At 63.5% G+C, this 12,896-nt stretch carries 10 protein-coding genes; 3 read left to right on the top strand and 7 right to left on the bottom strand.

Translation table 11 applies throughout. From position 1 onward, the window contains the following. The first annotated feature begins 163 nt into the window (after nt 1-163). From PQQ96_RS14100 to PQQ96_RS14090, 3 genes are all read left to right on the top strand, one after another. Nucleotides 164-3,016, top strand: coding sequence for an ATP-binding protein (locus tag PQQ96_RS14100; protein WP_408292546.1), 2,853 nt, complete (start codon nt 164-166; stop codon nt 3,014-3,016). Nucleotides 3,017-3,210: 194 nt separating this feature from the next. Next, on the top strand, nt 3,211-3,924 hold the full coding sequence (locus tag PQQ96_RS14095) for an alanyl-tRNA editing protein (protein WP_408292544.1): 714 nt from the start codon (nt 3,211-3,213) through the stop codon (nt 3,922-3,924). Between the two features lie 23 nt (nt 3,925-3,947). Further along, nucleotides 3,948-4,802 (top strand): AraC family transcriptional regulator, encoded by an 855-nt coding sequence (locus tag PQQ96_RS14090; protein ID WP_408292542.1) that lies wholly within the window; start codon nt 3,948-3,950, stop codon nt 4,800-4,802. Nucleotides 4,803-4,837: 35 nt separating this feature from the next. On the opposite strand, the gene PQQ96_RS14085 is transcribed toward PQQ96_RS14090, so the two are convergent. From PQQ96_RS14085 to PQQ96_RS14055, 7 genes are all read right to left on the bottom strand, one after another. Beyond that, complete coding sequence (locus PQQ96_RS14085) at nt 4,838-5,779, bottom strand: LysR family transcriptional regulator (protein WP_408292540.1); 942 nt, start codon at nt 5,777-5,779, stop codon at nt 4,838-4,840. Nucleotides 5,780-5,808: 29 nt separating this feature from the next. Beyond that, nucleotides 5,809-6,525, bottom strand: coding sequence for an EthD family reductase (locus PQQ96_RS14080; RefSeq protein WP_408292538.1), 717 nt, complete (start codon nt 6,523-6,525; stop codon nt 5,809-5,811). Between the two features lie 2 nt (nt 6,526-6,527). Beyond that, a complete protein-coding gene (gene hpaC, locus PQQ96_RS14075; RefSeq protein WP_408292537.1) occupies nt 6,528-7,100 on the bottom strand; it encodes a 4-hydroxyphenylacetate 3-monooxygenase, reductase component in 573 nt (190 codons plus the stop codon). A 16-nt stretch (nt 7,101-7,116) separates the two neighbouring features. Next, nucleotides 7,117-8,334 carry an acyl-CoA dehydrogenase family protein gene (locus tag PQQ96_RS14070; RefSeq protein ID WP_408292535.1) on the bottom strand — a complete coding sequence of 406 codons (1,218 nt, stop codon included), beginning with the start codon at nt 8,332-8,334 and terminating at the stop codon, nt 7,117-7,119. Nucleotides 8,335-8,391: 57 nt separating this feature from the next. Continuing rightward, complete coding sequence (locus PQQ96_RS14065) at nt 8,392-9,741, bottom strand: MFS transporter (protein ID WP_408292533.1); 1,350 nt, start codon at nt 9,739-9,741, stop codon at nt 8,392-8,394. Between the two features lie 376 nt (nt 9,742-10,117). After that, nucleotides 10,118-11,590 carry an NAD-dependent succinate-semialdehyde dehydrogenase gene (locus PQQ96_RS14060; RefSeq protein WP_408292532.1) on the bottom strand — a complete coding sequence of 491 codons (1,473 nt, stop codon included), beginning with the start codon at nt 11,588-11,590 and terminating at the stop codon, nt 10,118-10,120. Between the two features lie 209 nt (nt 11,591-11,799). Beyond that, complete coding sequence (locus PQQ96_RS14055) at nt 11,800-12,816, bottom strand: LacI family DNA-binding transcriptional regulator (protein ID WP_408292531.1); 1,017 nt, start codon at nt 12,814-12,816, stop codon at nt 11,800-11,802. Nucleotides 12,817-12,896 lie beyond the last annotated feature (80 nt).

Below are 12,896 nucleotides of genomic sequence, written 5' to 3'. Positions count from 1 at the left end.
TGAAGTGAATCACGCAAGATGCTTCAATCACCGCCGCCTGATATCGACAAAATAAAGCGTCTCGCAGCCATCGGTATTTGCCAATGCATCTCAATGCAGCTGATCGCGGCGCAGGTGTTGCATACGATCTCTCCGATACCCTTGATCAGATGTTGCGCTTCGAATGACTATTGCTCCGTCTGAGGGAACCCTCGCGTTTGGCCCTTTCACGTTCGATACGCAGCGTCGCGAACTCCTTTTTGCGGCGGCACGTGTGCCGTTGGGCGGACGCGCCGCCGATCTGCTGATCGCGCTGCTGTCCCGGCCCGGAGAGGTTGTGAGCCGCGACGAACTGATCGCCGCGGCATGGCCGAAGCTGTTCGTCGAGGAGAGTAGCCTGCGCGTGCAACTCGCCGCGCTTCGCAAAGCGTTAAGCCAGTCCGACCCCGGCACGACCTATGTGATCAACGTGCCCGGTCGCGGCTATAGCTTTGTCGCTCCGGTCCAATGCATGACAGCGCCGTCTCGGGCAGGGCGGCAGGAACACGCGCCGTCCCTGCACGGACAATGGCCGCTCAAGGTTCTTCCGGCGCAGCTGGGCTCGATCGTCGGCCGGGACGAGCAGATCGCCAGTCTGACTGAGCATCAGGTTTCCCAACGGCTTATCACGATCGTGGGCCCCGGCGGCTCGGGCAAGACCACATTGGCTGTTGCCGTCGCCGCGCGGCTCGGCTCTGCGTTCAAGGACGGCGTGCTGTTCGTCGACCTCAGCCCGTGCGTGCATGGGGATCAGGTGCTCGGTGCGCTGGTGTCGGCGTTTGGCCTATCCGCGCCGCATGACGATCCGTTGCCGGTGCTGATCGGCATGCTGCGGTCCCGCCATCTGCTCATCGTGCTGGACAACTGCGAGCACGTGATCGAGTCTGCCGCGCTATGCGCGGAGGCCATGCTCGAACAACTCCCCGACCTGCGCATTCTCGCGACAAGCCGCGAGCGTCTCAATGTCCAGGGCGAATGGGTTCATCCACTGGCAACGCTCGCTACGCCGCCTGCCGGCGTGGAACTGACGGTTGAATCGGCGAGCGCCTATCCGGCGTTCGCCTTGTTCGTTGAGCGAGTAAAGGCGAGCCACGCGGCCTTCAAACTCACAGACGCCGACGTGGCCGTGGCGAGCGAGTTGTGCCGCCGGCTCGACGGCATGCCGCTCGCGATCGAATTCGCGGCTGCGCGGGTAGGCCAACTCGGTCTCGCGGATGTCGCGTTGCACGTCGAGTCGCTCGTGGCAGGGGTCATAGGCGGCCGGCGCACATCGCATGTACGCCATCAGACGTTGCGCGCGGTGCTCGAGTGGAGCTACCAGCTCCTCACCGGCGACGAGAAGACCGCTCTCGCGCGCCTCAGCGTATTCAGAACGCCCTTTACGCTGGCCGACGCCACGGCCGTCATTGCATCCGCCGAAGTGGAACAGCACGTGACCGTGCAGAACATCGTCGCGCTCGTCGAGAAATCGCTGGTGACGACCGAAGCGGGCAGCGCTCCGCTTCGTTACAGACTGCTCGACGTGACGCGGCTATTTGCGCACGAGTGTCTCGCGGCGATGGATGATCGCAACGAGACCTATGCCCGGCATGCGGCCCTGATGGGCGAACGGATCAAGGCCATGGAACACGACTGGGAACTGATGCCGGAGGCAGCGTGGGCAGCGATCTACCAGGGCGCGCTAAGCGAGATCCGCGCGGCTGTCGAATGGTCGTTTTCCGCGGAGGGCGATGTCGCCATTGGCGTCCCGCTGACCGAAATCGTGACGCGCTCGGCCTATTTTCCGACGCTGGAAGCGCGCTCGCTCTATCCGCAGATACTCGACGCCATCTCGAGCAGGATGGACGATAGCGGCATCCATGTGCAACTGGTGAATCGCCTGACGCAATGGGTGCGGGTCACGAGCGGCCGGTTCCCGGTGTTCAGGCCCGCATTCGACGGCATATTGGCGCAGGCGGAACGTGACGGCAATACGACGGAGCAGATCGCCTTGCTCTATTCGAAGTGGGAGCATCAGTTCGGGTCGGCCGACTATCCCGCGGCCAAGCAGACCGCGGACCGTGCCAACGCGGTGGCGATACGCTCGCGCGATTACAAAGGCGCGTTGCATAGCGACCGTCTGCGCGCGCAGACCGAACACTATCTTGGGAACCATAGTTTATCGTGGGACCTGGCGAATCACGTGCTCGACAACGTCGACGTGCAGCTTCCGCTGCGCTACAACAGTTGGGTCGACCGCCGCGTCTCGATGAGAATCATCCTCGCGAGGATCCTGTGGATGCGCGGGTGCGCCGATCAGGCGCTCGCGATGGTGCGTGAGGTCATCGACATCGCGTCGAAGGGTCACTCGGTCTCGCTCTATCAAACGATCTGCTTCGCTGCGTTTCCGGTTGCCATGTGGCGCGGGGATATCGACTATGCGCGCTCACTGGTCGAGCAGTTGATCTCGCATGCGAGCACGCAGAGCATCTTGCAGTGGCGCAACTGGGGGCTCGAATACCGGTTCGCGCTTCAGCAGCTCGAATCGCCCGCCGTGCCAGGCACCGACAGTCGCGGCACGGTTTCCAGCGCGTTGGACATGAAGCAAGGCGATATGCTCGCGACAATCGCCGATGCCTGCGTAACCGATGGCGTGCTGGCTCGCGTCGATCAGGCGGTGGTGGGATGGTGCGGTCCTGAGGTGCTGCGAAGAAGTGCCGATCAACAGTTTGCGGCGCAGGGTGCGCCGGTGTTCGAGACGGTTGAGGCACGCCTCAATCAGTCGCTGCATACCGCCCTCGGTCAGGGGGCACTTGGCTGGGCGTTGCGCAGCGCAATGAGTCTCGCGCGCCTGAAAATGTCGATAGGCGCCTTTGGGGAAGCGGGCGCGGTGCTGTTGTCGGTCTACAGCCAGTTTTCGGAAGGCTTCGAGACGAAGGACTTGCGCGAAGCGCGCGCATTGCTCGCCTATCTTGACCAGAGCAAACCGGTCAATTTACGGATGCTGAAGCGCGGGTAGGCAGGACGACCTGAAGTTGCCCGGACCCCCGACGATTGGCGCCCTCACGAGGGATCGGCATCAATTCATTCGATCCAACGAAGACGGGCGGCCTCGGTCCGCCCCCAATTGCACAGGGCATTTTTAACCAAGACGACCTCCCATGAGACTGGTTATGCTAGGCGTAATCAGTCATTTCATGCGGGGATTTCAAGGTGGCGCACTATCTTTGCCATGAGCAGCCGGACCTACTCGAGTTCGAAACGAGCGTGATCGCCGCTCGGCCCGGCGCGGTCGTGCTGGGTCGCTCGGCCTTGCACCCGGGCGGCGGAGGTCAGGTGTCGGACGCGGCGACGCTGACGCACGCGCACGGTGTTGTCCGCATTACTGGCGTCACGGCGGAAGGCGGCATGCTCTGGCATCTGCTCATCGAGCCGCTCGAACTGAACGGCGACGTCCACGTGGCCGTCGACGCGGCCCGGCGTGCCACCGTCGCGCAGCTTCACACGGCCACGCATATTCTCAACGCCCTCGTGTATCAGCGCTTCGCCGGTGCGCTCGTGACCGGTGCGCAGATCAATGCCGACGGCACCGCCCGCATGGACTTCGATCTGCCGGAAGCGGATAACGACGCGCTGCGCCTACTGGAGGAACCTGCCAACGAGGTCATCCGCAGCGCCATGGACGTGCGCACCTACTACGTCAGCGCAACGGAAGCGAAGTCGACGCAGGGCCTGATCCGCAGCCTCTCGGTGGCGCCGCCGCCGACCTCAGACGGCACGGTTCGGATCGTCGAAATCGGCGACCTGGACCGGCAGGCGTGCGGCGGCACGCATTTGACCAATACGGCGCAATCGGGACCGATCCGCATCGTGAAGATCGAGAACAAGGGCCGCCGCAATCGCCGGGTGAGAATAGAGCTGGTTTGAAGGGCATTGCGGGAGAGCAACCCATGGACACATCGGATAAAGGCGGGCCAGAGGTGGTGTGCTGGCGAGACGGCGCGCTCGACGGCGCCTGTCTCGCGAGTGCCCGCTACGGCGAGCACAAATTCGACCGGCATCTGCACGACGAACTCGTCATCGTCATGACGGAATCTGGTGCGGGGCAGTGTCATACGCGCGCCGGCAGCGAGGTCGCTGGACCCGGCAGCGTGCTCGTGTTCGGACCCGGCGAGTATCACAGCGGCGAGGTGTGGGAAGGCCGCGAATGGAATTACCGCGCGATCTATCTCGACATGGAGGGCCTCGGTGCGCTGGGTGCGGTGTTTTCGCCCGACTCGCGTCCCGACAAACCGCTTCTGATCCCGCCGGGGCTCTATCAGGACGCACATCTTGCCGGTCTGCTGGTCAAGGCGCATGCGAGTCTCGACGAACACGGTTCGGTCTCGCTGATGGAGCGCCAGGCGAACTGGTGGGCCGCGATGGGGATGCTGGTCGGACGGTATGGGCAATCGCGGCACGAACTCGGCGAGGTGCGCCGCGAAGCCCGCAAGATGGCGCAAGTGCGTGAGTACGTCGCCGCCAACTATGCGCGCGATATCCCGGTCGACGAACTGGCGGAACTGGTGGGGCTGAGCCGCTATTACCTCACGCGTGCCTTCTGCAAGGAGTTCGGGCTGCCGCCGCACGCCTATGCAACGCAGGTGCGGCTACTCGCGGCCAAACGCATGCTCGCGGAGGGGCATAGCGCGGCGACGGCCGCCGCGGCCGTCGGCTTTTACGATCAAAGCCATCTCAACCGGCTTTTCAAGCGGGCATATGGTTTCACACCGGGGACGTATGCCGCGCTGAAGCCTGGGCATTAGGCCGCCCGCTGCTGGGATGCAGCGCACGACAGGAGTCATAGGGGATTCGTCTCTGTGTCGACCGACGGCTGATGGAATAGGGTGTAGATCGCATCGAGGAGCCAGGCAATGCCCGGGTCCGCCGAAAATTGCGAGTGCGAATGGACTTGAATTTCGATTGGCGGCAGGGAGAATGGCAAGGGAAGGATACGAAAAGCCTTGTTGCGGTTAAAGCGCTGCGCGATGCTCCTCGGGAAAATAACAGCGAGATCGGTATGTTGAACGATCTCGGGCGCCACGACAAAATGAGGCAGGCGCAAGACGATATCCCGCCGCAGATTCAGTTCTTCCAGCCATTGCTCGACCATCCTGTGCCCGGTTGCGTTGGTGCTCGCGTAGACGTAGCGCAAGCCCGCGAGGTCTTCCTTGGTCGGCTTCTGTTTGCGTAGCGGGTGGCCTGCCCGAACCACGCAGACATGTTCATCGACGAACAGGGTCCTGCTCACACAACCCGGATCAAGGCCCGGCACATAGCCGAGCGCCAGATCGATCTTGCCGCTGCGCATGGCGGCGCTTACCGCGTCGACGGGAAAGTTCGCGATCTCGATGCGGATGCCGCGCGCGTTCTGGTCGAGCATGCTGAGAAGCGGCGGCAGAAAATAGAACTCCGACATGTCCGACATGGACACGTGGAATGTACGTTGCGCGGTGGCGGGGTCGAATTTCGCGAGTTGCTGGACCGCCACGTTGATGATCCCAAGCGCCTGCGTGAGGGGCCCGTGCAAGCGTAAAGCGGCGTCGGTTGGGACCATGCCGGTAGGCGTTCGAACGAACAGCGGGTCGTCGAACAAGACACGCAAACGGCGCAGCGCATGGCTGACCGCTGGTTGCGTCAGGCCGAGTCGCTCGCCCGCGGCGGTCAGGCTGCGCAGATCGGAGATGGCCAGAAACACGCGCAGCAGATTCAAATCCGTAATGCCGGGGTGCGACTTGGTCATGACGTTCGGATCGCGGCAATGAGGGGCGTTTATATCGGATTCAGATTACCGTAAATGCTGCGCATAGGGAAATGCGGGGTGGGGCCGCTATACGGCGGAAATGCGTTGAAATCCGCCTTCATGTGGGCACGGATCGGCGACGCCAGCGCCGCGGCGAGCGCGTCGGGATCGTCGAATACAACCTTGTTACGCTGCATGGCGGTGGCGCGTGGAATAGTCAGGCCGGACCGGAAGTCGAGTCGCGTGTAGATTTCCAGCTCGCGAATGCCGGGCAGTTGCGCCATCAGCGGCGGATGATGGGTGATGTAGTGCGTCAGCCACGCGTTGAAATCTTCCGCTTCGCCTTCGTAGCTGACGAGGTAGGTGCATCGCTCAGTGCGATGATCTGTGCCGCGTGGATTCGGTGTGGCGAATGACCGGACTGCCATGGCCTGCTGCGCGAACGTGAGATCGACTTCGGCAACGTTGGTTGCGCGATCCACGATCCGCTGCATCGCGCCGTTGGTTTGCAAGGCGGTTTCGAGCAAGCCGAGATCGTCGAAATACCATTGCAATACGCAGCAGGGGCTCGAAGGATGGGGCTTCGACAGCGGGTCGCTATCCGGCGACGCCGCAGGCCGATGGATCACGAAACGCGTCAGCCCTGGTATGTCACGTGATGCCGCTGCGAGCCACGACGGGTCGATAGGCGAACGCGTTTCGGCTGCGTCGTCGCAGTGGGCGAGAAGAAAGAAGCAGACCTCCACGCTCACCTCCCGGTATGCGCGTGGGCGGACGGCGTGACCGCTGCCGGCCGCTCCAGGCGATGGAACTGCCGCCCGAAATAGATGAGCCCGTCACCATCGGATCGCAGTGCAATGTGCCGGATCTGCGCGAACATCACGGAGTGCGTGCCGACCGTTTTGATGTCGACGATCTCGCCCTCCAGACTGGCAATCGCATCTGAGAGAACGGGCGCCGAAGCGTGTCCGCTCGCCCATGCATGTCGTCCGAACCGCTCGTCCATCGACCCCGCTGTCATGCCGGCAAAATCGCGCGCGAGATCCTGATACTCGGCGGCGAGCACATTGATGCACACGTTGCGGTTGCGGTGAAGGACGTCGTGGACGTAGCTGGCCTGGTTGATACAGACGAGCATCGTCGGCGGCGCATCCGTTACCGAGCACACGGCGCTTGCGGTGATGCCGCAGCGTCCACCGGGCCCGTCCGTGGTGATGACGTTGACGGCGGCGGGCAGGCACGCCATGGCGTCGCGGAAACGCTTTCTGGTGTCTTCGATCGTCACGTTCTCTGCCTCGTAGTGGTGGAGTGCTGATTGCATCAGGGCATCGGGCGCATCAGGGATAAGGCGTGACCGGCGGCACGCCGGCGAATAGCGCGCCGGATGCGTCGTAGGTCCCTTCGCCAAGAAACGCGTGCTGCGTCACGACGATCGAATCCCGCACCAGACGCTGCAGACGGTTCTCGCGATAGATCGCGGCGATGCCGGCCATCTGGTAAGCCTGCATGACGACCTCGGCGCAGATCTGCGCGGCGTGTGTTGCGCTGAGGCGCAACAGGTTGGCCTGTTCCTGCGTGACGGGGTCGCCGGCGATGATCGTTTGCCAGGCGGCGGCCGCGGCTTCATAGAAAAACGCGCGGGCACTGCGCCAGTTGGCCTCGGCTTTGGCCAGACCTGAGCGGTAATAGCCGCGGTCCGCGAGACGCGGTGCGCCGGTGGTGGTTCGGGTCGAACCGGACATGCCGGTCAGCAAATCGAGCGCCGCGCGCGCGAGGCCGATATTGACGGCGGCGTGCACTTGCGCCTGATAGGCGACGGCGGGATAGCGGTAGAGCGGTTCATCGATCAATGGCTGGCCACCGCGGACAAACGTCCATTGCGCATCCACGAATTTGTCGTGCAAGCGCAAGTCGTGGCTGCCGGTGCCCTGCATACCGACGACGTTCCAGTTCTCGACAATCTCGACCTCATGCGCGGGAAAGACCGCGGTGAACGGCTTGCCGGCGCCTGCATCGCCCGAATTGGCAGGCGTGCCGCCGATCCCGACGCCGATCCAGTCCGCGCCCTTGCAGCCGCTGGCAAAGCGCCATTGGCCACTGACCGTGAAGCCGCCGGCGACCCGGGTGGCCGGTTGCAGCGGATAGAGGCCGCCGGAGAAAACCTGATCCGGACCGGTGGCGTAAATGTGCTGCTGCGTTTCGATCGGCAGCGCGGCGAGATACGTGTTCGCCGAGCCGAACGCGGCGACCCAGGCGGTTGAGCCGTCGGCGATCGCAATGCGCTCGAGGATGCGCAGGAATTGCGGCGGCGCCAGCGCGTCGCCGCCGAAACGCTGCGGCGTGCTCGCGCGGAAAATTCCGGCGCGTTTCATCTTCGCCACCATGTCGCGCGGAACATGCGACACCTGATCGAATTCGTCCCGGCGACGCTCGATCTCGCCGATCAGGGCGTCGAGCGTAATCGGACCTGCGTACTCAGGATAAGGATCCGCGTGATCGATCGCGCGAGGTTCGTAGGCGTACGTCGAAAGAGTGCTTGTCTGAAGGCTTTGCATGATGACAACGTAGGGAAATGAATGAGGGGTTCGGGCTGACGTGGTGCCGGCTGGGCGTCAGGCGTTGTCTTGCTCTTTACGTTGCGCCTGGAGCCGCAGCGCTTTGGGGAAGGTCTCGGGCGCGAGACAGGTCGCGAGCACGGTGATCAAGCCAAGCACGACGAGGTAAATGGCGACTGGCGTGGCGCTGCGGTAATGGGCGAGCAAAGCGGTTGCCACCATCGGCGAGAGGCCGCCGCCGAGTACCGACGAAATCTCGCGGCCGATACCCAGGCCCGAGAAGCGCAGATGGACCGGCAGCAATTCGCTGATGAAGGCGGGCTGTGCGCCTTCGAGAATGCCGAGCGTGATGCTGTTGGCGAGTACGAGCGCCGCGATGACTTTCCACAGCACGCCGGAGCCGAGCAACGTGAAGTACGGATATGCGACCAGCACCATCGCGATCGCGCCGGCGAGATAGACGGGTTTGCGGCCGATTCTGTCGGTGAGGCGTCCCATCAACAGCGAAACAGGGATCATCAGCAGCATCGACAAGGTCAGACCACCGAGCACCCAGCTTGATTTGATGCCAAGGAACTGGCTATAGGCGATCGAGAACGCGAAGAAGATGTATGACGCAGCGCCTTCGCCGAAACGCAGGCCGAACACCGTCAGCACTTCACGCGGACATTGACGCAGCACCTCGACGATCGGCATGCGGCTGTCGCGGCGCGTGGCCTTTACTTCGGCAAACTCCGCGCTTTCGTCCACGGAGCGGCGCATCCATAGACCGAGCGCGACCAGCACGGCGCTGCAGAGGAACGGCACACGCCAGCCCCAGTTATGGAAGTCGGAGGGCGACAGCGTCTGCACGAGCAGGAACGCAGCGGTCGACAGCACGAAGCCGAATGCCGCCCCGCACGGACTCCATGCCGCCAGCGCACCGCGTTTCGAGGCGGGTGCGTTCTCGTGAATCAGCAGGATGCTGCCGCTCCATTCCCCGCCTGCGGCCAGCCCTTGCAGGATGCGCAGGAGCACGAGCAGGACGGGTGCCGCGATGCCGATCTGCTGGTAGGTCGGCAGAAGGCCCATGCCGACGGTCGCGGTGCCCATCACCAGCAGCGTCAGCATCATGACGGTCTTGCGGCCATAGCGGTCGCCGATATGGCCGCACAGCACGCCACCGATGGGCCGCGCGATGAAGCCAACGGTAAAGCCGCCGAATGCCGCGATCGTGCCCGTCAGCGGATCGCTGCCGACCGGAAAGAACAGCTTGCCGAACACGAGTGCGGCGGCGGTTCCATAGAGGAAAAAGTCATACCATTCGAGGATCTGGCCGAGCACCGCTGTCGTCACTGCGCGACGAACCTTGCTGGTTGGCCGAAGAGCGGGCAGGGGTGTGAGAGCGGCGGTCGCGTCAGAGTTCATGGCATGTGGAAGGTCACGATGTTGAGGGTTCCGCGTCCCGGCCATGCTGATCGGCGGGAGCGGCGATACGAATCCGGCAGGCATGGCCGAACCATAGAGCCGCTAGAAAACCCGGTCAAATTAGGGACAAAAATGGGCGTCATGAATGGGATGCATGACGAGGGAGCGAGATGGCGTGTACGGGCGTGCAGCTACAAACCCATGCACTGTGGGTCAATCATGAGGATAACTGAGGGAGATTGTCAGGCGCGCGACCAGATGCTCACAGCGCACGCGCGCCTTGAGTCGTCGCAACACAATGCTGGTTTGATGCTTACGCCTCGCATTAAGCGAGGCGTAAGCATCAGGCGGATATCACGGAAAGTGCCGGAGCGTGTTAATCCAGCCCGCCCTCGCACAAATACTTGATCGACATGTAATCGTCGAGCCCGTACTTCGACCCTTCGCGGCCATAGCCCGATTCCTTCACGCCACCGAACGGCGCCGCTTCGCTCGACACGGCGCCTTCGTTGATGCCGATCACGCCCGCTTCGAGCTGGCTCGCCACACGATTGATGCGCCGCACGTCCTGCGTGTAGAAGTAGGCGGCGAGGCCAAACGGTGTGTCGTTGGCGAGGCGGATCGCTTCGGCTTCGTCGTCGAAACGGAACAGCGGCGCCACCGGCCCAAAGGTTTCTTCGCAGCAGACGAGCATGTCGTCCCGCGCGTCGGTCAGCACGGTGGGCGCATAGTAGTTCGGGCCGAGTTCGGTCAGGCGCTTGCCGCCTGTCAACACTTTTGCACCGTGTTTGACCGCGTCTTCGACGTGCCGGGCAATCTTGTCGATGGCGCGCTCGTTGATCATCGGGCCGATCTGCGCGTCCGGATCGGTTGCGGGTGCAACCTTCAAGGCGGCGACGCGTTTCGCGAGCAGATCGGCGAAACGCGCGTAGACGCCGGACTGCACATAGACGCGGTTCGGGCACACGCAGGTCTGCCCGCCATTGCGGAACTTGGCGGCCATCAGGCCGGTGACCGCCGCGTCGAGATCGGCGTCGTCGAATACGATGAAGGGCGCATTGCCGCCCAATTCCAGTGACAGTTTCTTCAGCGTTCCAGCCGATTCGCGGGCGAGATATTTGCCGACCGGCGTCGAGCCGGTGAAGGTGATCTTGCGCACACGCGCGTCGGCGAGCCAGTCAGCGACCGCCGCAATCCCCTGTTCACGCGAAGCCGACAGCATGTTCAGCACGCCGTCCGGCAAGCCCGCTTCCTGCGCGAGCGCTGCCAATGCGAGGGCGGTCAGCGGTGTGTCCTCTGCGGGCTTGGCGACCACCGTGCATCCGGCTGCAAGCGCGGGCGCGATCTTGCGCGCGATCATCGCCAGCGGGAAATTCCAGGGCGTGATCGCCGCGACCACGCCGACCGGTTCCTTCACCGCGCTCATGCGTTTGCCGCGCTGCTGCTGAGGGATCAGATCGCCGTAGATGCGCGTCGCCTCGTCGGCGAACCATGCAACGTACGACGCACCGTAGGCGACTTCGCCCCGGCTTTCCGCGAGCGGTTTGCCTTGTTCCATCGACATCAGCTTCGCGAGGTCTTCGGTATTGGCGACGATCAGCGCATGCCAGCGGCGCAGAATCTCCGCGCGTTCGCGCGGTAGCTTGTCTCGCCAGGAGGGGAAGGCGCGGGCGGCGGCGTCCGTGGCGGCGCGTGCGTCCGATGCGCCGCTGTTCGCGACGTCGACGATCCGTTCGCCGGTGGCCGGGTTGGTGACGGGAAAGCGCGCGGCGTCGGCGGCGCCGATCCACTTGCCGTCGATCAGATTCTGCGGGCGAATCAGTTCTTTGCGAGTCAATGCGAGAGACATCGGGTTGCTCCTTCAGATTGATGCTTCGATGCTACGCGTGCCCGGCCGTCGACGAAATCGCCAATCGAGGTTTTTACGGCGCGCGGAGCGTTTTTTTCGGGCCGCCACAGCATTTTCTGCTGAATGCGGGGTGAAACCGCTGTGCCGGACTTGGTGACCGCTTGGCGACGGCCGTGTTGCGTGGGCTGCTGGGCGCGTAGCCTCACGCCTCAACGCATACGCCGCGGTCCCGTTGACGCCCGCACGACGAGTTGCGGCGGCGGCGCAAGCACCATCGACGGTTGCTGTTCCGGCGTCTGAATCAACCGGATCAGACTCTCTATCGACAACTCCGCAACGGCCGCTGTCTGGATCGCAACCGTCGTCAACGCAGGATGCACCTGGTGCGCCAGTTGAATGTCCGTAATTCCGATGACCGACACATCGTTCGGCACCGCACGGCCAAGCGTGATCAACGCCTGTGCCGCGCCGATCGCCAGCAGATCGTTGGTCGCGAAAATCGCGGTGAGGTGAGGGCGGTTCGCCATCAACTGCATGCAGGCAGCGTAGCCGGCGTCGATGGAGTCGCGGATCTGCAGTACCGCGGCGGCGTCTGTTTCGATCCCGGCCTCGCGCATGACCGCACGAAATCCGTTGGAGCGCGCATCCTGCAAGCCGCCGCAACCGTCGCCGATCAGCAGGCCAATTTCGCGGTGACCCAGTTCGAGCAGATGCCTCGCGGCAAGCGCGCCCGCATGGGCAAAATCCACGGCGATGCAGGGCAGCGCGGGCGGCGTCTCCGGGTGTTCCCACATCGCCAGCAAGATCGGCGCGCTGTGCGTGGCCGAGGCGCACAACTCGTTGATCGTGATGTCCGTATTCATCACGAGCACACCGTCCGCGAGCGTGCCGGCGATCTGGTTCAGATACGCGCGGCTGATCTCCGCGTCGTCGTCGGTATTGCAAACCATCAGGAAATACCCGGCTTTGCGCGCCGCGCGCTCGGCGGCCGACACGAACTCGGGGTAGAACGGGTTCGAGATGTTCGACAACATCAAGGCCAAGGTCGACGAGCGGCCCTCCGCCAGCGCGCGCGCGTTCAGATTGGGCCGGTAGCCGAGATCGGCGATCGCCTTGAGTACGCGTTCGGCAGTCTCCGGGCGGACCTTCTCGCGGTTGCGAAGGACATTGGAAACGGTTGCGGCAGTGACGCGCGCGCGCTTTGCGACTTCGGACAGGGTGACCATGTTCTGTTTATCCCATATTCAGGGAATGCGATTCAAATGTTGCAAGCGGCTGGCGACGTTGATAAGTTTCTGGAAAACAC

It is taken from the genome of Paraburkholderia sediminicola, from assembly GCF_046027825.1.
Taxonomy (GTDB): Bacteria; Pseudomonadota; Gammaproteobacteria; order Burkholderiales; family Burkholderiaceae; genus Paraburkholderia; species Paraburkholderia sediminicola_D.
Note: the sequence above shows the minus strand (reverse complement) of the source record. Positions and strands in the feature narration are given on the sequence as shown.